This is a genomic window from Rhizobiales bacterium NRL2 (assembly GCA_001664005.1).
Lineage (GTDB): Bacteria > Pseudomonadota > Alphaproteobacteria > Minwuiales > Minwuiaceae > Minwuia.
Window position 1 is genome coordinate 3,330,988 of record CP016093.1, and the last position, 21,323, is coordinate 3,352,310.

The following is a 21,323-nucleotide window of genomic DNA, read 5'->3' on the forward strand; positions in this document are numbered from 1 at the left end:
ACATGGCGCGCCATGGCGACAGATCGGAAGGCGAACGGGCCTTCACCGCCTCGGTGCGCCGCTTCCTGGACGAGAACCTGACCCCCGACCTGCAGGCCGCCGGCCGCGCGACGGTCGGGACACATTCGGAGATCGGCGCCTGCCGCGCGTGGCATCAGCGGCTGCATCGCCGAGGCTGGATCGCGCCGGCCTGGCCCATTGAGTACGGTGGCACGGGCTGGCCGGCGCGCCAGCGACTGATCTTCGAACACGAATGCGCCGAGCGCGACGCGCCGGTGCTGTTCGCCGGCGGGCTGCGCAATGTCGGTCCCATCCTGATCGCGCGCGGTGACGCGGACCAGAGGCGCCGCTACCTGCCGCGCATCCTCTCCGGCGCCGATCTCTGGTGCCAGGGCTATTCCGAGCCGGGCGCGGGCTCCGATCTCGCCGCCCTCGACACCCGCGCTGTCCGCGACGGCGACCGCTACATCGTCACCGGCCGCAAGGTCTGGACGACCGGCGCGCAGCACGCCAACCGCATGTTCGCCCTGGTCCGCACCTCGCGGCAGGGCAAGCCGCAGGAGGGCATCACCTTCCTGCTGATCGACATGGCCACGCCCGGAATCGAGGTCCGTCCGATCCCGACCATGTACGGCGAGGCCGAGTTCAACGAAGTCACCTTCGACGGCGTCGCGGTGCCGGCCGCCGACCGTGTCGGGCCCGAGAACGGCGGCTGGGGCGTGGCCAAGGACCTGATGAACTTCGCCCGCGCCAGCAACACGACCACCGGCCTGCTGCGCCGGACCTTCCGGCGGGTCCGGGCGATCGCGGCGACCGTGGACGCCGACGGCGAAGAACAGGTCCGCCTGGCGGCTCTGGCGGCGGAACTGACGGCGCTCGAGCAGATCGAACGCCACGCCGCCTCCCGCGCGCCCGGCGCGCCGGCGCCGGAAGCCGAGGCTTCCCTGCTGAAACTCACAGCCACGGAGCTGCATCAGCGGATCACCGCGCTTGGCGTGGCGCTGGCAGGACCGTCGGCCTTTGCCTGTCTCGACCCTGAGAGCGCCGGGGCGCCGTTCTTCGCCGAGGCCGGCATCCGGCACCTCGCCACGCGCGCGGCCACGATCTATTCCGGAACCAGCGAGATCCACCGCAACGTCATGGCGCGGCATCTGCTGGATTTCCGGCCCAACGCCCCCGCCTGAGAGGCGGTCGGGCGCGCAGGACCCGGCGGCGGGATCTCCGCCCCTCTCCTCCTCACCAGAGACCGCCGCCGGCGTCTGTTCCCACCAAAGAACCAGAAGCCAGGGGTTGCGGCGCGTCTGAGACTGTCCACCTGTCAGGGAAAAGAAACAAAGCCCGGCGACGGGGTCTTTCCGTCCCAACCGGGCAGAAAGCGCCCTGCAAATGTCTCTTCGCACCGAAGAAGAATCCGCCGCGATGACGGCTGCCCGGATCATGGAGGGTTTTGCCGACAGGACGGGCCTCGGACACGGCTCGGACGCGGCGACCCGATATCTCTGGACCGACGCCTTCGCCCTCTGCATTTTCCTGGAGCTGCACGCGCGCACCGGGAATGGGCGCTATCGGGACCTGGCCTACCGGCTGATCGATCAGGTGCATGCCACACTGGGGCGGTTCCGCACCGATGACCCGCGCAATGGCTGGATCAGCGGTCTGGACGACGCAGAGGGACAGCGCAGCCCGACGGCCGGCGGCCTGCGCATCGGAAAACCCCTGCCGGAGCGCCGCCCGGAAGAGCCCTTCGACGACCGCCTGGAGTGGGAACGGGACGGGCAGTACTTCCACTATCTGACCAGATGGATGCATGCTCTCGCGCGCGCGGCCCGGGCCCTCGAACAGCCGGTCTATCTGCGCTGGGCCATGGAACTGGCCGCCGTGGCCTTCGACGGCTTCGCCCGCCGGGATGCCGACGGCGAGGTCGCCGGCCTTTACTGGAAGATGAACACCGATCTCTCCCGGCCGCAGGTTCCTTCCATGGGCCTGCACGACGCCCTGGATGGGCTGCTGAGCTTCAGCGACCTGCAGCGTATCGCCGACGAGTTCCAGGAGATGACGGCCGCGCCGCCGCTGGACGACCGCACCGACGCACTCGCGCGACTTTGCCGCGGCCGCGACTGGACCACCGACGACCCTCTCGGTCTCGGAGGGTTGCTCTGCGACGCCGCGCGGGCCGCCCAACTTTCCGAATGGGGCGCGCCGCTCGAACCGGAATTGCTGCCCCGATTGCTGGACGGCTGCACCAGGGGCCTGCGCCTGTACCGGGCCGGCCGGCCGCTGGAACAGCCGGCGGCCCACCGCCTCGCCTTCCGCGAACTGGGTCTGGCCATCGGCCTGAGCGCCCTGCCGCTGATCGCCCGCCGGCTCGAAGACGGCCCGACGGGCCCGCGCGACACGCTGTCGGTTCTGGACGGCGACAGCGAACTGGCCGACGACATCGTCCGCTTCTGGCTCTCGGGCGCCGCGCAGCGGGCGGCGTCGTGGGACGCGCACCGCGAGATCAACGAGGTGATGCTCGCCACCGCGCTGGTCCCCGACACCTATCTGAACTGAAAGCCTGCGTCAGCGGCCCTTGAAATTCGGAACGCGGCGTTCCGAGACCGCCCTGATACCCTCCTGGAAGTCCTCGGTCTGACGCAGGCGGTCCTGTATCGCCAGTTCGTGGTCCGTCGCCCGCTTGACCCGGTCAGCCAGGTCGCCACGCAGGGTCGCGCGGGTCTCGACCACGCCCAGCGGCGAGTTCTCGGCGATTTCCGCGGCCAGGGCGTGGGCCGTTTCGCGCAGCTTGTCCTGGGGCACCAGCACGTCGACCAGACCCATCTCGTGCGCTTCCTCGCCCTTGATGCGGCGCGAGGTATAGAACATCAGCGCCGCCTGGCTCTTGCCGATGACCTCCGGCAGGGTCACCGTCAGGCCGAAGCCGGGATGGAAGCCGAGGCGGGTGAAGTTGGCCGAGAAGCGCGCTTCCGGGCTGGCGACGCGGAAATCCGGCATCAGGGCAAGCCCCAGCCCGCCGCCGATCGCCGCGCCCTGGATGGCGCCGACGACCGGCTTCGGCGTCCGGAACAACCGCACCGCTTCCTGGTAGAGATGGCCGGAGTTGCGGTCCAGTTCCTGCTCGCCGCCGCCGCCGAAGTTCGCGCCAGCGCAGAATGCCTTGCCCTGGGCGCACAGCATGATCGCGCGGCAGGCGTCGTCGCGGCCCAGATCCTCGAAGGCGCTGGCGAGACTTGCGATCAGTTGGAAGTCGAAGAAATTGTGCGGCGGGCGCTGGATCTCCACCACCGCCACGTGATCGTCGAGGGTGACCCCCAGGTCCTTGTAGTCGCCATAGCTGGCCATCAGTTGCTCCCCTTCAGCTTGTCCAGAAATCCGATCACGGCGGCATTGAAGGCCGCCGGCTGATCCACGTTCGCGGCATGTCCGGCATCGGCGATCACCGCCTTCGACGCGCCGGGAATCTTCGCCGCCATGTAATCGCTGGCGGCCAGGAACGGTTCGTCACGGTCGCCGACCACCACCAGCGTCGGCACGGCGATGGCCGGCAGCGAAGTGATGGCGTCCGCGGTCCGCTGGGTCAACATGCCGTAGGCCGCATTCCGCAGCCCCTGGTAGTTCTGCGTCTGCAGCCGCGTCTCCGCGCTGGCCGACAGCGCCGCCTCGCCCTTCGCCGCCAGTTCGTCGCCGCGGCCGCGGGCGTAGGCGTTCCATTTCTCCCGCGCCTCGTCGTTCCTGAAGCCCGGTCCCGTGTCGATCAGCAGAAGCGACCGCACCCGGGCGCCATGCGCCAGGTTGTAGGCCAGCGACATGTAGCCGCCGAGCGACATGCCGCCGACAACCGCCGTCTCTGCGCCCACGGCGTCCAGCAGGGCGTCGATGTCGGCCACCGTCAGATCGGCGGTGTAGAGCGCCGGATCTTCGGGCGAATCGCTCTGCCCGTGGCCGCGCATGTCCCAGGTCACGACCTTCCAGCCCGCGGCGGCCAGCGCCGGCGCATTCTCCCGCCACATCGCCGCGGAGGCGCAGAAGCCGTGCGTCAGCAGCAGCACCGGCCCCTCGCCGGTGACCTCGTAGTGGATGTTCACGCCATCGCGCGCGAGTTTCGGCATAGGGTCGTCCTCCCCTGATCGTCGCGGACTTCTCCCCCGCTGACCGCCATTATGGACGGCACCGCCCCCGGATGGCGATGGCTTTGCGCGCCGGGCCGGGTCCCGGGATTTGGGAAGCCGCGCCGGAAACCTATCTGGTAGGGGGAACGACGGTCGAGCGAAGGGGTGACGGCATGCGGCGATCCGGCGGCGGAGACAGGCGAGGGAAGCGGAAATGAAGGTTCCGCGCCGGCAGCCCCATATCGTGCGCTATCTGCTCAGCGGCATCCTCGCGATCGTGCCGCTGTGGCTGACATGGATCATCTTCGACTTCATCCTGGGCCAGCTTGCCCGGATCGGCATGCCCGGGCTGCGGCTGACGGCGCGGCGGCTGGAAGGGAATTATCCGGACCTGGCGGAATGGATGCTGCAGTCCTGGATCGACGACGTGCTGGCGGCGCTGATCACGCTGCTGGGACTCTATCTGATCGGCTGGGTCGTCAACCAGGTGATCGGGCGGCGGCTGTTCACCCTGTTCGAGAACGCGCTCCGCCGCCTGCCGCTGGTGGAGACCATCTACGGCAGCATCCAGCAGGCCATCGCGGCGCTGAAGACCAAGCCCGAGGGCACGCAGCGCGTGGTGCTGATCAACTTCCCTTCGCCGGAAATGCAGGCGGTGGGCTTCGTCACCAAGATCATCACCGAGGAAGGCTCGGGCCGCCAGCTCGCGGCCGTCTACGTGCCGACCACGCCGAACCCGACCTCGGGCTATCTGGAGCTGGTTCCCGTCGAGAACCTGACGCCGACCGACTGGACCCTGGACGAGGCGATGAACTTCGTCATCTCGGCCGGGTCGGCCGGCCCGTCACGGCTCAACACCACCACACTCGCCGCCGCTCTGGAAGACGCGCCGCCGCGGGCATGACGGGAGCGAGCAATCGGAAACGAAGAACGCCGCCAACCCATCGAGAGACGGCATCTTGTTGGTTGCGGGGGCAGGATCATCCCACGTACCCATGGTCGCGGTATCTGTCTGAAGTGACACCGCCGAGTTCCATCGTGGGGCCGTTTCCGAGAGCTGATTTGACGCCAACTGCGCCGTGCGATCCGGTTCGGAAACCGGTTGACCTGACACGGGGCCGGGCCGCTGCCAAGGATTGCACCAGCAAGACTCAGCAAGCGCGCCGCAGGATCGGCCGCCGGCGGCGCGACCACAACCCTGTTCCAGCGCACTCATCGCCGGGCGGGCTGATCGGCAGGAAGCGGCTCAATTCTGCATGGGAACACCGTCATCCCAGCGGAAGCCGACGCCGCCGCCCTGCCAGACGCCATCCCCGAGCGGATTGGGTCCATGGATATTCACCTGGAGTGGCAGCCCGAAGTCCGGAGCGAAATTCCCGGTGCCGCGAACGGTGCTGCGATGCAGGATCCGCAACCCCTGTTGTTCGACTGGCAGGTGGGCCTCCGGCGAAGCTCGATGCGCCACCGCCAGATTATCGACGAACACGCAGTCCCGTTCCCGGTATTCGTAGGAAATGGCGTACCCGTCATCCAGACCGGCGTTCAGGATCTGGTTGTACTCGTGGCAGAGTTGCGTCAGTTCAGCAGAATCGAGCAGGCGGAAGCCATCCTCTTCGGCTGCCTTTTCGATGACTGCTCCTGTCATGCCCAGATGCAGCCAGATCGATTTTCGTCCCGATATGGGGTGCACGTGAACCAGCGGATGGACAACGCCTGACGCGGAATTCACCGACGAAAGCCGGCTCCAGAACGCCTTCGTTTCCTCCGGCAGGGCATCATATGCGGCGCCCTGATGGGCGAAACTCGTGCCGCCACCTTTCTCGGCGGGGCGGATGATGTGGTAGCCCGCATGGGAAAAGGTGTCCGGAACGAAGCTGCCATCATTGTGCCATTGGGGGCCGACACCCGGGATCCCGTGACGCTGATCGTTCGAGAGGCGGAAGATATGGCGGTTGCCACCGGGAGTCGCGGGATGGACGCCATGGGTGCTGTGCAATCGCCTGCCGCCCCACCAACAGCTGGCACGGAGGAAGTCCTCGACCTCCAGTTCCTTCTCGTTCCTGAAAACGAGAAATCCGCGATGCGCCATTTCCTTTTCGAGCGCGTCCAGGACGTGGTCTGGCGGCGGTTCCCGGGATGCCAGGTCAATGCCCTGAACCTGCGCGCCGATCGGATCGAGCGGGGTGATTTCTCCGCCGAATTTCTCGATCGCAGCCACGCGTGCCGGATCGGGCGGGCGGAGTCTCGAAGACTGTGTATTCAATGCCGGCCTCCATTCCTTGTTGTACAGATGGGAATGAACCTCAGCGCCGTGAACGGCGGGCATAGGCTGCACTGCGTTCCACAAGGTTCTCGGCGGCGGTCGACTGATGGCGCGACAGATAGGCTTCTGCCGCGCGTCTCGCCATCGCCGCCGCTGCACGGAAATCATTGCCATCGCGTGCAAGCGCCCGGGCCCGATGCTCGAGCACCGCCGGCAGACCGGCATCCACGCCTTTCTGCAGCAGATCGCCCGATGTTTCATCGAGATGACCCGCGTCTGCCATTCGGGAGAGGACAATCCAGGCAATACCGGCCCCGCCCTCGGCCGCTTCCCGCAAACGCCGGATCAGCGCCTGCTTGTCACCGGGCGCACGCCCCTGGAGCATCAGCACAGCCAGCGTGTAACCGGCGGCTGCGTAACCTTGATCCGCGAGGCCGGCAAGCAGCCTGGCGGTCTCGTCAGCCCGTTCCGGCGCATGCAGCGTGGCGGCACGGGCAAGCTGGAACAGCGTGACCGGGTCCGGATCGGCCTTGCCGGCTGCTTCTCCGCACACGATCATGGCCTCGGGCGGAATGCGGTCGTAGGCGACGCCGTCCGCCCTTGCCTCAGGGTCGTTCACGAAAGCCGCCAGACGGTCGCACGCGTCGGCGGTGTCAGCTTCCCTTGTTTCGACTTCTTCCGGAAAACGCATCCGGATCGCGGTTAGAAGGCCATCCGGATCAAGCATCGCATCTGAAAGATCGACCACCGCCGGCCGGACGACATCCGATACCGTCACCGCGGAAAAATCGGCAGAAGGCCTGAACACACCGCCGAGACTTTCACGCCGTGGCACCGATGCCCGGACCTCACCGGTTGCAGTATCGATCAGCCGGAGCATGTCGGCGCCGCCGTTCACCCCGATCGCCCAGCGCTCATCCGCACCAAGGAAGGGGCGTGCAGGAACTGGCGTCGAGCCGCCATCGCCGGGGATCCGGTGCAGAACCCGACCGGTCTGCGCGTTCCGCACCGCGACTTCCCCCCGCGCGTCTTCGGAAACAATGATCCGGTCCTGCGCACCCATTGCGTAGGCCGCCCCCCAGTCGAGGTCGAAGCGCTTTTCACCGGTTTCGAGATCGATCAACCAGGACGTGCGCGTGTCGTCCTCGAATCTGTGCAGCACAGCCGAATGGGGGCCTGCCGCCATGATGCGGACCGCGCCGTCCTGTTCGCCGAAGGGCACAGTCGTCCCGGTCACCGTGTCATGCCGCCACAGACCGTTCCGGTGAACCAGAAGAGCCGATTTGCCGCTGGCCGAGAAATACATGTCCGACGCTTCCGACGGCAGAGTTCGGGTCGCATCGAGGCCGCCATTGTCAACGCTCGCCAGAAGGAGCCGGGCATCATCGGTCAGCACTGCAAGACGCCCTTCCGGCAGGAACGACATCTTGCGGACATTCCGCGCCGCCGCCCCTGACTCCGCATCGATCATTGCCAGCCGCTCGCCGCTCGACGTCCTGAAGATTCCGATACCGTCATCCGAAACCAGGGCCAGAAGGCCGTGAGACCCCCAGGCGACCTGGCTGCTTTCGAAGCGCTCGCCGCCCTCCAGCGGCACAGGTGCAGTGCCGTCTCTGGACAATACGGCCATACGAAACCCGGAGAGCCGAAGCAGCTCCCTGCCGGATGCCGGATCGGCGTCCAGCTGGACAGCATCGTCGATCGTGCGCACCGCACTGGCGGAGGCCATGTCCCAATAGATCAGCGGTTCGCCATAGCCACCATTGACCGCGACCGTATCGCCGCGCGGCGCGGCGGTGGCAGAGACTCCCCCGCCGAAGGTCAGATCGAGGGGCTCGATCCGCCACAGGCCCAACCGCCCCTTGCCGTCATGGACGGCCAGAACGGGGCCGGCGGGCCGCTGCAGTATCTGTATCCAGCTTGCGCCGCCGTCCGGATTCACGGCCAGCACTTCGCGTCCGCTCCCGGTCGACCACACCGAAACGAAGCCGTTCTGATGCACGATGGCCAGGTAGAGTCCGTCGCCGGAAAGATGAAATCCACCCGCAGGCGGCGCATTCCTGCCGATCCTGTGAACAAGCTCGCCGCTCTGGCCATCCAGCACCGAGAACTGCTGATCGTGGCGCAGGATGAACCGCTCGCCACCGTTCGCCACGCCGGCCAGGCCGAACACGGTGGAGACCGACAGAGGCGTCCCGGAAGCCGGATCGGCCGCGCTGGTCAGGCTCACGCTGTTCAGATCAGCGCGCGCCACAAGCCGGCCTTCGCCAAGCAAGAGTACATCTTCGGCCGGTTCGCCGCCGCTGAAAATCCGGACAGGTGATTGGCCGGCCGTCCAGAGCCACCAGGAATCCTGCGCCTCGAAGACCAGTTTTCCGCTGGATGGCTCGAACGCCAGCCCGCTCGCTCTGGCCATATGATCGTCAACCAGTTCGCCTCGCCTGTCCCGCAGTTCCACTCTGTCGGGATTTCGATAGGCCAGCGCGACGAACTCCCCGTCCCCGGAAACCGCCACGGCCTCGAATTGTGCCGGCGCCGCCAGATCGAACATCATCGAACCGTCGGAAAGACGGAGCGCCAGCGTCCTGTGGTCGCCATCCCGGTACTCGCTGGCAACGACGATATCCTGCGCCGGATGAATGACGGCGTCTGCGAACTGACGGTCGTAGTCCGTCTCGGCAACCACCTCGCCAGTGCCGGGATCGAAGACCGTCAGGCTGCCCCAGGCGCCCGGCCGACGCCTGCTGCGAACCGCTGCGAGCTGGCCGTTGTCCAACCAGGCGATGGCTTCGACATCGGGTATCGCCAACGGCGTCGCGTCGCCCGTCCGGAAGGACCAGACCTTCAGGTCAAGCAGGTGACGGGTTGCGATGAACGAACCGTCGGGACTTATGCTGGTCTCGGCAAAGCCGATGTCAGGCGCAGGCGCGGTTTCGAGATAGCCGAGGAACCGGTCTGTGAAGAGCAGGTGGCGGGCGACCGCCGCGCCATCCTTCAACAGCGGCGCATCATCCAGGGTTTGCGCCGTTTCCAGCGCGTCGCGCACCATCGGCGCGGCCTGGATATGCGCACCATCGCCGATCAACGCTGTGGCGTCGGAAAGGTTCCGCCGGGTCCGTTGGACCAAGGCTTCCCGAAGGCGCCGTTCGGCAAGGTCTCTCTGTTCTTCCGCCCGTTGCCGTTCGGCTTCCGCGCGGTCCCGCTCGGATTCCGCCGTGGCGCGTTGCCGTTCCGCCTCGGCGCGCTGGATCTCCGCTTCGACCCGCTGGCTTTCGGCTTCGATGGATTGCAGCCAGGCGAAAACCGAGAGGCCCGCAGTGATCAGCGCGACGGCGATCGAACCGGCAATCCAGCCCCTTTGCCGCGCCTGGGACGCCCGTCGGCTCTCCCGGATCAGGGCGATGTGGGATTCGGTGATGTCAGGCGAATCCTTCGGCCGGCTGTCGCGCCAGGCTTCGGCGTCGGCAATGTCCTGCCCGCGGAGCAACAACCGCTTCGGGCGGCCTGCGTCCTGCCATCGACGGGCGAGACCGGAGAGCCGGGTATGTTCGCGCACCCAGTCGATGTCCGTGCTGAGCGCCGACGACAGGGTGTCGATGGCGTTCTCGAACGGATCGCGTTCGGTGCAGAAGATGAAGTTGAGCCGCGAAAGCAGCGGCGGAATGGCGCTTCCCTCCACCTCCTCAATGACGATGGGCGCGATCCGCTTGTTCAGACTGGTTGCGTACTCGACCTCCCAGGCACAGACCTCGGAAGCTATCGATTGCGGACTCATCAGGAAAACGATCGTATCGGCTTCCTCGATCAGCTGTTGCAGCCGCTCCCGCCACTCCTCGGTGGGCAGGATGTCCTCGGTATCGCGAAAGACACCGAAATGCCGGCTGCGCAGCGCATCGGCGATCCCCTGTGCCCGCTCCCGGTCCTTCCGCGAATAGGACAGGAATACCTTCGGCTCGTCCTGCGGCAGGTCTTCGTCAATGGGTGCAACGGAATCGGTCATGGCGCCGATGCGAGCTTAGAGGCTGCCGGGCGGCCGCCCAACAGTCCATTGCCTGTTCCCCGGAACCGGACGTCGCCCGCAATGGTCAGGGCCAATCCGATTTACGCTGAGGCGGGCCACGTGACATCATCGAAAGCGGATAGGCGGACTGCCGAGACAAGAGGCTGCAAGGCCCGCAACCAGAGGGACCGAGATGGATTTGGACCAGGCCGCTACAGGCCAGGAGGCCTGGGCGGCGGCGAAGGCCGAACTGTCCAGAGGGGAAAACCTGCACGCCCACGACCTGGCGGTGCGCGCGCGAGAGAAGTGGCCCGACCATGAGGGCCTGAAACATCTCGCCGTCCTCGCCCTCGCCCGTTCCGGAGCGGTCGATCTGGCTCGAAGACGGTTCGGCGAATATGGCCTGGACGAAGCCCGGAGCGAGGAGTCGTTCTCTCTGGACGCGCGCCTGCACAAGGATCGGGCATTGGCCAATCCGGACCGCCCCGACCACGAAGCGCTCGATCATTCCATCGCGGCCTATGAAAGCGGGTACGAAGTCGATCGTGGCTATTATCCCGCGATCAATATCGCCACGCTTTCGTTGCTGGCAGGATATGCAGAGAAGGCCCGCTCCTGGGCCACTGCGGCGCTGACCGATGCCGAGGCAAAACGGGAGCGCGACGGCTACTACGCCGAGGCCACGCGCGCCGAAGCGCTTCTGCTGCTCGACCGGCCCGAGGAGGCGGCGGCCTCGGCGGCGCAGGCAGCGGCGCTGGCCGGCGCCAATTACGCCGAACGCGCGACAACCTTCCGGCAACTGCAGATGATATGCCGCCACAAGGGGTTGGAAGCGTCCCTGTTGGAAAGTCTCCGACCGCCACCGGTGATCCATTTCTGTGGCCATATCATCGCCCCTCCCGGCGCCGCCGGGCGGTTCCCCGCCGACCAGGAAGGTGATGTCCGGGAGGCGCTGCGAGAAGCATTCGCCGCCCTTTCCTGCAGCTACGCGATCGGCAGCCTCGCCGCTGGCGCCGATATCCTGGCGGCAGAGACGGCACTCGACGCCGGTGTGGCGCTGGATGTGGTCATGCCTTTCGATCGGGACGAGTTCATCGAACTGTCCGTCGCCCCCGCCGGCCGGCGTTGGGTGGCGCGGTTCGAGCGCTGCTACGCCAGGGCGCACAAGATCCACCATGTCACCAGGGATGCCTATCTGGGTGACGACGAGCTGTTCGGATATGCGTCCGAATATGCGCTCGGCCTCGCCAGGCTTCGTGCGCAATGGCTCTCCGCGGAGCTGAACCAGATCGCCATCTGGGACGGCAAGCGCGGTTCGGCGGCGGCCGGCACATATCACGACCTCGAGCTCGGCCGCCGGGCCGGCTGTTTCCAACATGTCATTCGTGTCCGCCCGGAAACTCCCGCAGCGCCGCCGCCGGCGTTCGCTTCGGAAAGCGCGGGCGAGCAGCCCGGTCAGCTGAAGCGCACACGGAATACCCTGATCTTCGGCGACCTGAAGGGCTTCAGCAGATTGTCGGACGCCCAGATGCCGTCCTTCGTGCAACATGTCCTGGGGGCCATCGCGCAGGTTCTCGAAGCGCAAGGCGACCAGCTGATCCTGCAGAATACCTGGGGCGATGGCATCTTCCTGGTATTCAGGGATCCGGGCAATGCAGCCGCATGCGCCTTTGCGCTGCAGGAAGCCATGGCCGCCATCGACTTCGCGAAAACCGGACTGCCCGACGATCTCGGGCTCCGGCTGGGCTGCCATTACGGGCCGGTCTATGTGACTCGCGATCCGATCCTGCAACACGACAACTGCTTCGGCTTCCACGTCACCCGCGCCGCCCGCATCGAGCCGATTACACCCGAAGGCTCCGTCTACGTGACCGAACAGATGGCCGCCGCCCTTGCCCTGTCCTGTCCTGAACAATATCGATCCGACTATGTCGGCCAGCAGCCGCTCGCGAAGAACTACGGCTCGTTCGGAATGTATCATCTCAATCAGTGTTGATCGAGCCGGGCCGAAAATACCCGTCAGCCATCCCGACGAGATGCGTATTCCGCGCGGCTATTCCGAAGCCCGGCCACGCCGCAGAAGTTCATCTTCATCCACGATCACTTCAAACTCGATCGCCACCTGATCCGTCGCAGCACCTTCAAGCAGAGACGTGATGCGGCCATTGCGGGTTGGCGGCAACCGGCAGCCTGAGTCCGTTGAAATCGGTCCTTGGCACGACCAGTCCGCGTCAGTCTGCCAATGCCTTTCGACGGTATCAAAGGGGAGCAGCTCAGTCTCCGGTGGACCATCCATCACGAGAGCCGCGTGCACAACCGTGTCATTCCGGGCTAGCATCCCGCCTGCATCTGCATACCGGGTTGCAAGGGGAGGATACTTGGATGGACATGCGGACCCTGATGGCGCGTTCGGCGCGCTTCTATTCCGACCGGGAGGCGGTGGTCTGGCGCGACCGGCGGCTGACCTTCGGCGAGGCCTGGAAACGGGGCCTCAGGATGGCGAACGCGCTGCTGGAAATGGGATTGAAGCCCGGCGACCGCGTCGGCGTCCTGGAGGACAACTCCGTCGAGGCGTCCGACATGTTTCTCGGCGCGGCGGCTGCGAATCTCGTGCGTGTACCGCTCTATCCGCGGAATGCGCGGGAAGCCCATGTGCACATGCTCTCCCACACCGACTGCCGTGTCCTAGTGGTCTCAGGCAACCATGCCGCGGAGGCCGCCGGGCTGGAGGACGAGGTGCCGTCGCTGGAACGCGTGCTGATCCGCGACGAGAACTACGAGGACTGGCTGGCGCAGCAGGATGACAGCGATCCGGGCGTGGAGGCAGACGCGGACGACCTTTTCATCATCCGCCACACCGGCGGCACGACCGGCCTGCCCAAGGGCGTGGCCTACACGCACAGGGCCTGGCTCGCCGCGGGCCGCGACTGGCACTACCTCTTTCCGCCGATCGTGCCCGGCGACAAATGCCTGCACATCGGGCCGATCAGCCACGCTTCGGGCTATTCCTTCGTGCCCGTCTGGCTCGGCGGCGGCTGCAACGTGCTGCTCGATCACTTCGATCCCGGCGACACGCTGGACATCATGGAGCAGGAAGAGATCAGCATCATGTTCGCCGTGCCCACCATGGTGAACATGCTGGTCCATCATCCCGGCGTCGGCGGGCGGAATTTCCCGAAACTGAAATGCATGCAGATCGGGGCGGCGCCGATCACCGAGACGACCGCGCTCAAGGCCCACGAGATCTTCGGGCATCGCCTCTGGCAGGTCTACGGGCAGACCGAGGCCGTACCGATCACCGTCATGGGACCGGACCAGTGGTTCGCCAAGGTCGAAGGCTCCAACCCCCTGCAGGCCTGCGGCATGCCCCTGCCCTTCGCCGACCTCAAGATCTGCGACGGGGACGGCAATGAGGTGCCGCTTGGCGAGGAAGGCGAGCTGGTCGCCCGGTGCGACGGGCAGATGACCGGATTCTGGAAGGACCCGGAAGCCACCGCCGAACGGATGATCGACGGCTGGGTCCGCACCGGCGACATCGGCCGGATCGACGAGAACGGTTATGTCTACATGCTGGACCGCGCCGGCGACATGATCGTCTCCGGCGGCTTCAACATCTACCCGGCGGAGATCGAGAACGCCCTGGCCTCCCATCCCGCGGTGATCGAGGCGGCCGTCTTCGGCATCCCGAGCGAACGCTGGGGCGAGAGCCCGATGGCGATCTGCGTCACCGACGGCAAGACGCCGGTGACCGAGGAAGAACTGATCCGGCTCTGTGCGGACCGGCTGGGCTCCTACAAACGGCCGGCGAGGATCGAGCTGCAGACCGATCCGCTGCCCCGGTCGCCGGTCGGCAAGGTGAAGCGAAAGGACCTCCGCGAACCGCACTGGCGCGGCCAGAGCCGGCGGGTCGCCGGCAACTGACCGGAAGCAGAAACCGAACGGGCCGCCCTCGATGAGAGGACGGCCCGTTGGGTACAAGTGGTTGCGGGGGCCCGCAGCCGCGTTTGTTAAAACTTCAGGTCCGGGAGCGCTTTTCTCTTCGGCAACCAAGCCCAGAATCCCAAGCAACGCGCCGCGTAAAACGGCCGTAAACTCGCCTCTCGCCGCGCCCGGCGTGATCACCACTTCCCCGATCAAAGCACGAACATCCGCGGCTGCTTCGGCATGCGTATCGGGGCTCGCCAGCGCATCGGTCAACCGGGCGACCTGCGCGCGGTAAAGTTCAGCGATGTTCGGATGCACGTCAGGCACGTCGGCTGGCGTCTCGGACAAGCGTGCCGTGATCTCGGCCTTCTCCCGCTCCAACTCCTCCATCCGTGTTTTCATGGAGGGCTGGTACATGCCGTCTTCGATCGCCCGCATAATGCCCTGGATCGCACGGTCGATCTTCTCGAGGGCCTGACGGTCGACCTCCCCCTGGGCACGGCGCTCCTGGTTCTGCCGGTTGGTCTGCTCGACATAGGCGCGCACTGCCCGGGCCACGGCATCGGCCGAAACGAGCTTGTCCTGCAGGCCCGCCAGAGCCCGTCGCTCGATCACCTGCCGGGCCACCGTGCGGTTGTTGTCGCACGTGCTGCGCCGGTAGTGGTTCAGGCAGCCATAGCGATCACGCGCGATGATCCCGTATTTCCCGCCGCAGCAGCCACAAGTCAGCAGGCCGGACAACAGGAAGGCTGGCCGACGCAAGCTATGGATGCGCTTCGCCCGCGCCTCCCGCACTCCGATGGTGGTTGACTCGAACTGCTTCGCAAGCTCGGCCTGCCGGTCTTTCGCTGCGCGCCAGAGCGCGTCATCCACGATGCGCAGCTCCGGGACATTCGTCCTGATCCATTCGGTTTCGGGGTTCGGCCGCGAGACACGCCGGCCGGTGCTCGGATCCTTGACGTAGCGTTGACGGTTCCAGACGAGTACGCCGACGTAGAGCTCGTTGTTGAGAATGCCGGTTCCGCGGGAGACATGACCGCGGATCGTCGTATCTCCCCAGGCGCGGCCGAGCGGACCGGGAACGCCCTCATGATTCAGGTCGGCCGCGATCGCCCGTGGGCTCCGTCCGGCCGCAAATTCGCGGAAGATGCGCCGGACGATCCGTGCTTCGGCCTCGTTGATCGCACGCTCGCCGCGGAGCGGCTCGCCCTCGCCGTTCGTGCGCTTGACAACGTCATAGCCGTAGCAGAGTCCCCCACCCGCCTTGCCCTTCTCGACGCGCCCCTGGAGACCGCGATGGGTCTTGGCCGCGAGATCCTTCAAAAAAAGCGCGTTCATCGTGCCTTTCAGTCCGACATGCAGCTCGGAGATGTCCCCCTCGGCCAGCGTGACGATCTGCACGCCGGCGAAGCGCAGATGCTTGAACAAGGTCGCGATATCGGCCTGGTCGCGGGAGATGCGGTCGAGCGCCTCGGCCAGCACGATGTCGAACTTCCTCTGGCGGGCGTCTTGCAGGAGCGCCTGAATGCCCGGCCGCAAGGTCACGCTGGCACCCGAGATGGCCGGATCCTGGTAGGTGTCTACGACGCGCCACTTCTCGCGTACGGCGTGGTCGCGGCAAACGCGGAGCTGATCATCAATCGAGGCAACGCTCTGATTGTCGGAGGAGTAGCGGGCGTAGAGCGCAACCTTGATCATCGTCATCAATCCCCTTTATCGGCGGACGCCGCTGCTCCGGCGCTGCTCGCTCAATTCCAGGAACTTCTCCTTAACCTGCCCGAAAAGGCGCGGTGGGATGAAGCCGTAACTGAACACGTCAGGACGGCCGGGTAACGGAGCGAGGCCGCCGTTCGGCCATTCATCCACGTTGTACTCCGATACGATCACCCAACTCGGCGCATCGTCCAGCCCGAGCACCTGCTTCACCCTCGCCGGGATCTCGATGCTGACCGTGTCATTGTCCGGCGGCGAGTGCGTGATCGGCAGAATGACCACGAACCGCGGGCGCAGGCTGGAGTCGCTCGCTGCCACCAGGCAAGCCGGACGCTCCTTTCCCTGATCGCGGCCGGCGGCGGCCTCATGGGACCAGAGATAGTCGTAGCGGATCACCAGACCCGGTTTCGGCTCCGGGAGAGCCACCGGCCCCGCCTCACTTCATGAGGTCGTCCAGCGGCGCATGCTCCGGGTCCATCTCGGCCCGGCGCACGGCGTCCACGACAACCTCTGGCGCCTCCGTCGTCCGGCCGGTCCGGCGCGCCGCCGCCACCAGCCAGTCATAGTGGTCGGCCGACATCAGGACCAGTTCGCGCCGGCCATGGCGGGTGATCTCGACCGGCTCCCGCTGGGCCTGATGCTGGAACTCGCCAAACTTGCGCTGAAATTCCATCGCCGTGGTTCGAGCCATAATATCCTCAGCGTGCAACATTCTAACCATCTGTATTCTCCGTATAATGCGAGGATTGTCAAGTCTGATGGGCTCAAGGCCGTCCATGTCACTCATCGCGCGGCTCGTTGTCATTGACCGGAGGCGGATGCTTGGCATGCTCTCGCGCCAGATGCCGGCCGATCGCCTCGGCGATGCGGCCGATGCGAGGATCGAGGGGCTCGCCACCCGCCCGACCGTTGTCATTGGCGGGCACCCTGGGCTCCGACTGGCGATCGCTCCTCGTCATGGCGCATCCCTTCCAAGGGGGAACCGATTGACCAGTTCACCCAAGTAGAGATTCACCAGAGTGGCAGAATCTAAAATCGCCTTTATGCGCGCCCTCTTACGCGCTCTTCGGATGATTCTTCGAAGAGCGGGCTGGAGCGTATAAGAACGCACTGAAGCCAAGAGAAGAACGGGCCTAGCCCATTCAACGACGCTTCTCTTGGGTGTACTCCTCGAAGCTCGAAAAAGACCGTCGCCCTTTGGAGGCGTTCAACTTGGCAAGACGCGTCTTCATGATCCGCCCTTGGAGATACGCGCACAGATCGGCGAAATCCTCCATTGAAAGCAATTTCCACTGCGATCCGAACTTGTGTTCGATGTTCTTAGAAATCGCCCCGTAGCTGAACTTGGTTGCGCGGGTCGGCTCCTTGGATGCGAACTCGTTGTAACGGTTGATCAAGTGCTGAATGTAACGGCTGGTATTTTGATCGGCCCCAATCGTACCCGCAGCAGGGTGGATGGTAACGGCTCGGCGGGACGCCTTCAGACTGACGGTGCTCCCCACGATGGCACCCGGGCTGTCAACCACGACGTTCCCGCTGTTGTTGTTGACTTCGACGCGCCGCATCGCATTCAGTAAAATCTTGGCATAGAAGGCATCGTTCGGTTGCTCGGGTCGGCCCAGCCGCGCCGCCTGGATGGCTTTGATTTCCTGTAGCGCCTCGACGGAGTACACGTCCGGTTCTGCGTCGACGACCTTGTGATGCCGCCGACAGAGCAGGATCAGATTGTCGAAGGCATGCCGTTCCGCCTCCGACTGCGTCTCATCGAACCGCGGGCCGCCTCTGCTTTGCGCGCGGATATGGCAAACTTCTCCGGTAATCGTCCCTGCGTCTTCGACGATAGGCGACGGGCAATCGGGAAACGCGCATACGTTTCCGGACAGCGCAAACAGTCTTCGTATCGTCTTTTCCGAAGGTCCCGACAAATGCCCCTCCCGAACCCATTCAAGTGATCAAGTGTATTGATCCGAAGCTATACTACTACTGTTGTGCCGTGGTCCCGTCCGTCGCGATGGGAACATGTCCGGAAAAAGCCCAAGGGCGATGCGACCGATGATACTCTGTGGATCGTCCTGACGGACGGCGAGCGCCGTTGCCAACTTCGCTTGAACGCTTCGGGCCTTCAGCGCTTCACTACGACCGGCAAGCTCGGCAAACCGACGCACGAGGCGCGCGTAGCGATGCCGTCGGCCGGCATAGAAGAAGGTATTCAGCACTTCGACCAGGTTCTTCTGCTGAGAGCCGACCGGATGACCGTCCAGCAGCGAAAGCAGGCAGTTTATCAGGGAATCGATGTCGGCCTCTTCGAGCGCGTAACTATCGGTGTCGCCGAGAGACAGCTTGGTGACGAGCTCGGCGAGAAGCGTTTCACGCTCCGGCCATCGCGTACCGTGGTCGCCAGTGGCGGCTCGCCATCGGGTGAGAAAATCTTCATGCCAGGGCGGCGCCGGCGCGACGGCAAAAGCGCGGCCACTCGGGAGCCAGTACAGCTCGGACAGTCTGACGAGCTTGGACATCCACACATGATCGCGCGTCCAGAATGCGCGAAGAACTACCTCGCCTTCTTGCCGGGAGAGGCGGACCGTCTCGTCATCCATCGCGAACAGGTTTTTGTTGTGCGAATAGAATATGTCCTCGAAGGAGCTGAGCAGGCGGCCATCCACGGGCGGCGGCTCGAAATTCCACGTCAGCCACAGAAGCCGATAGGCCTGGCTGTCATAGAAATCCTCGCGCTGGATGATGATCGGGATCTGCGTCGTCGCGAGCTGGACCTCCACGACGATCGGCGAGCCGTCGTAGACGGCACGCACATCGGGGCGCCGACGGCCACTGTCGGTGACAAGATATTCGTCAACGATCACGCTGCCCGGTCTGGTGCGGGCATCCGCGTTCAGCAACTCCCCGACAATGTTCTTGATCTTCGCGTGGAGCGGGCTCTCTTGAGCGCCGTCGAACTGCCGGCCACTGATGCCATCCACGTCAGACGGCACCCCTGTCCACCATGGGCAGTCCTCGGGGGCGCCGGGATGATGCTTCCAATATGGGAGGCCGGTACGCGGCTCGCGCGGCGCATAAACCGCGTGCCCGCATAGACCACACGCATAGCGCGGCCGATGATCGAGCCGGGCCCTGGTCGCCAGTCTGCGGATGACTTGATAGTCATCCTTATGCATGCCCATCAAGTCTTCACTGGAGATGGACTGCATGGTCTCCAGATCGACAGCTTGTTTCAGCGTTCTTCTGAATCGCCGTTCCGCCATAGCCACGAACAGTCTCGATCAGTTCTCGCTCTCTGGCATGGAGCGACCGGCATCATATCGGGGAATCCATTCTATGAGGATTTGTATCGCAGAGGGCTGGGAGGGCCGGCCCTCTCGATACCCCTGCGTTGCCGCGACGCTCCGGCGCTTGGTACCCCGCGCTGGGCGGTGCAGAACTCGGGGCCATTGATCCATGACTGTCGGCGCATGTTCCGCCTTCAGAAGTACCTTGAACCTCGACCATTTTGTCCGAAGAATGTCGCATTCTTCGGACTCTCTTGCATCTGTCCGAAAAATGTATCATATTTCGGACATGCCTTCCATGACGCGAAAGAGCGACCTCCGCTCCCGGTTGCTCGACCGGATTGAATCCAACCCCGATCAGGTCTGGACACCCGGCGACTTCGCCGACCTCGGCAGCCGCGCCGCTATAGACAAGACCCTGCAGCGCCTCGCGTCCGCCGGCGAACTGCGCCGAATCGACCGAGGCCTCTACGACAAGCCGCGTAAGAACGAGCTGACCGGTCGCCCGACCGTCCCGGACTATCGCGCCGTCATCCGCGCCGTCGCCCGCCGCGACAAAGCGCGTACCGTCATCGACGGTATGACCGCCGCCAATGATCTTGGACTCACCACCGCCGTGCCGGCCCGGATCGAAGTGCTCGTGGATGCGCGCCTGAAACCGATCAAGCTCGGCAGTCAGGAGATCCATTTCAAGTTCGCCGCGCCCAGCCGCCTCTACTGGGCCGATCGGCCTGCCGTGCGCGTTGTCCAGGCGCTACACTGGATGCAGGACATGCTGGACCAGGATAGCGAGCGTCGGCGCGTCCGGACCGTGTTGCGCCGCCTCTTCGCCGACCCTCGACATGGCCAAGCGATCCGCGACGATCTGCGGGCCGGCCTCTCCGCCTTGCCGATCTGGATGCAGGAGTTCCTGCGCGGGCTGCTGGACCCAGCCGAGACGGACGAGGCACGGCAATGACCTCCGCGGCCTTCAAACAGATCATCACTGCAGCGCCGCGTGACCGGCTCGACCTGTTTCTCGCTACCGCCAATCGGCTCAGCGCGCCAGTCGGCAATGTCGAAAAAGACTTCTGGGTCTGCTGGACGCTGAACGCGCTCTATCATGAACGACCGGCTGACGGACCACGGCTCCTGTTCAAGGGCGGCACCTCGCTGTCGAAAGCCTATGGCCTGATCCGGCGTTTTTCCGAAGACATCGACGTTACCGTTTTTCGCGACGACCTGGACGAGACGGCATCGGTCGAGGAACTTGAGGCCCTGTCGAACAAGAAGCGTCGGGCCAGACTGGATGCAATCCGGGACGCATGCCGGGCTTACATCACCGACCCGCTCCGGGAATTCCTCAGCGCCCAACTCGCCGACGCCACCGGCGGCGCCGGCCATATTGAGATCGACGAAGCCGATCCGGACGGCCAGACATTGCTCGTCTGGTATCCCGAGGTCGAGCCGCGCGATGATGCCTATGTCCGACCAGCCGTGCGAATCGAATCCGGCGCAAAATCGGCTCTCGATCCCAACCGCCCCGTCACGGTCCGGCCTTATATCAGTGAGGAAACCGAAGGGTTGGACCTGACGATTGCCAGCGTGACCACCATCGAAGCGACCCGTACCTTCTGGGACAAGGTCGTGATCGCCCATGGGCTACGCCGCTGGCACGAACGGCGCGGCGTCCTCCGCCAGGAAGGCCAACGTGTATCGCGGCATTATTACGACCTCCATTGCCTGCTGGACTCGGAGGTCGGAAAAACGGCACTCGCGGACCGCGACCTCGGTGCCGACTGCGTGCGCCATGCACGCATGTTTTTCAACCGTCCCGATTTTGATCTCGCAAACGCGGTTCCCGGCACATTCGCAATCGCCCCCACTACCGGGATGATTGACGCCCTCCGCCGCGACTACGCGAACACCACCGCCATGATCTTTGGAGCGGCTCCCGAATTCGAGAAGATTCTGGCATCCGCCAAGAAGATCGAGCAGGTTCTAAATGATGGAGCTTAGCCGAAAATCGCGACATCGCCTGTATCGCGCGA

General features: G+C 65.2%; 17 protein-coding genes. 10 read left to right on the top strand and 7 right to left on the bottom strand.

Features of this window, described 5'->3' with window-relative positions; genetic code table 11:
- Positions 1-2 precede the first annotated feature (2 nt).
- Positions 3-1,184: a hypothetical protein gene (locus tag TEF_15525; GenBank protein ID ANK82042.1), complete on the top strand. Its 1,182-nt coding sequence runs from the start codon at positions 3-5 to the stop codon at positions 1,182-1,184.
- A gap of 235 nt (positions 1,185-1,419) precedes the next feature.
- Entirely contained in the window at positions 1,420-2,553 is a 1,134-nt protein-coding gene (locus TEF_15530) for a hypothetical protein (protein ID ANK83533.1), read from the top strand.
- A 9-nt stretch (positions 2,554-2,562) separates the two neighbouring features.
- On the opposite strand, the gene TEF_15535 is transcribed toward TEF_15530, so the two are convergent.
- On the bottom strand, positions 2,563-3,342 hold the full coding sequence (locus TEF_15535) for an enoyl-CoA hydratase (protein ANK82043.1): 780 nt from the start codon (positions 3,340-3,342) through the stop codon (positions 2,563-2,565).
- Positions 3,342-4,109 (bottom strand): alpha/beta hydrolase, encoded by a 768-nt coding sequence (locus TEF_15540; protein ID ANK82044.1) that lies wholly within the window; start codon positions 4,107-4,109, stop codon positions 3,342-3,344. Before TEF_15540 ends, TEF_15535 begins: the two co-directional genes overlap by 1 nt.
- Before the next feature lie 214 nt (positions 4,110-4,323).
- Between TEF_15540 and TEF_15545 the strand changes: the two genes are divergently transcribed.
- The gene (locus TEF_15545) at positions 4,324-5,013 is read left to right on the top strand and encodes a hypothetical protein (protein ANK82045.1); all 690 of its coding nucleotides are present in this window, start codon (positions 4,324-4,326) and stop codon (positions 5,011-5,013) included.
- A gap of 342 nt (positions 5,014-5,355) precedes the next feature.
- Here TEF_15545 and TEF_15550 read toward each other — a convergent pair whose 3' ends face one another.
- Together TEF_15550 and TEF_15555 are read right to left on the bottom strand one after the other, a co-directional pair.
- The gene (locus TEF_15550; protein ID ANK83534.1) at positions 5,356-6,372 is read right to left on the bottom strand and encodes a taurine dioxygenase; all 1,017 of its coding nucleotides are present in this window, start codon (positions 6,370-6,372) and stop codon (positions 5,356-5,358) included.
- A 40-nt stretch (positions 6,373-6,412) separates the two neighbouring features.
- Positions 6,413-10,372, bottom strand: coding sequence for a hypothetical protein (locus TEF_15555; GenBank protein ANK82046.1), 3,960 nt, complete (start codon positions 10,370-10,372; stop codon positions 6,413-6,415).
- Positions 10,373-10,565: 193 nt separating this feature from the next.
- On the opposite strand from TEF_15555, the gene TEF_15560 reads away from it, so the two are divergent.
- From TEF_15560 to TEF_15580, 5 genes are all read left to right on the top strand, one after another.
- The gene (locus TEF_15560) at positions 10,566-12,368 is read left to right on the top strand and encodes a hypothetical protein (protein ANK82047.1); all 1,803 of its coding nucleotides are present in this window, start codon (positions 10,566-10,568) and stop codon (positions 12,366-12,368) included.
- 386 nt (positions 12,369-12,754) lie between these two features.
- Entirely contained in the window at positions 12,755-14,293 is a 1,539-nt protein-coding gene (locus TEF_15565; GenBank protein ID ANK82048.1) for an AMP-dependent synthetase, read from the top strand.
- A 243-nt stretch (positions 14,294-14,536) separates the two neighbouring features.
- Complete coding sequence (locus tag TEF_15570) at positions 14,537-15,106, top strand: hypothetical protein (protein ID ANK82049.1); 570 nt, start codon at positions 14,537-14,539, stop codon at positions 15,104-15,106.
- A 156-nt stretch (positions 15,107-15,262) separates the two neighbouring features.
- The gene (locus TEF_15575) at positions 15,263-16,129 is read left to right on the top strand and encodes a hypothetical protein (GenBank protein ID ANK82050.1); all 867 of its coding nucleotides are present in this window, start codon (positions 15,263-15,265) and stop codon (positions 16,127-16,129) included.
- A gap of 34 nt (positions 16,130-16,163) precedes the next feature.
- Positions 16,164-16,355, top strand: coding sequence for a hypothetical protein (locus TEF_15580; GenBank protein ANK82051.1), 192 nt, complete (start codon positions 16,164-16,166; stop codon positions 16,353-16,355).
- A 90-nt stretch (positions 16,356-16,445) separates the two neighbouring features.
- Here TEF_15580 and TEF_15585 read toward each other — a convergent pair whose 3' ends face one another.
- From TEF_15585 to TEF_15595, 3 genes are all read right to left on the bottom strand, one after another.
- Positions 16,446-16,700 (bottom strand): prevent-host-death protein, encoded by a 255-nt coding sequence (locus TEF_15585; protein ID ANK82052.1) that lies wholly within the window; start codon positions 16,698-16,700, stop codon positions 16,446-16,448.
- Positions 16,701-17,151: 451 nt separating this feature from the next.
- Positions 17,152-17,934, bottom strand: coding sequence for a hypothetical protein (locus TEF_15590; GenBank protein ANK82053.1), 783 nt, complete (start codon positions 17,932-17,934; stop codon positions 17,152-17,154).
- Positions 17,935-17,961: 27 nt separating this feature from the next.
- Positions 17,962-19,269, bottom strand: coding sequence for a hypothetical protein (locus tag TEF_15595; protein ANK82054.1), 1,308 nt, complete (start codon positions 19,267-19,269; stop codon positions 17,962-17,964).
- A gap of 304 nt (positions 19,270-19,573) precedes the next feature.
- On the opposite strand from TEF_15595, the gene TEF_15600 reads away from it, so the two are divergent.
- On the top strand, positions 19,574-20,251 hold the full coding sequence (locus TEF_15600; GenBank protein ID ANK83535.1) for a hypothetical protein: 678 nt from the start codon (positions 19,574-19,576) through the stop codon (positions 20,249-20,251).
- Positions 20,248-21,291, top strand: a complete 1,044-nt coding sequence (locus TEF_15605) for a hypothetical protein (protein ID ANK82055.1) — start codon at positions 20,248-20,250, stop codon at positions 21,289-21,291. Before TEF_15600 ends, TEF_15605 begins: the two co-directional genes overlap by 4 nt.
- The last annotated feature ends 32 nt before the right edge of the window (positions 21,292-21,323 follow it).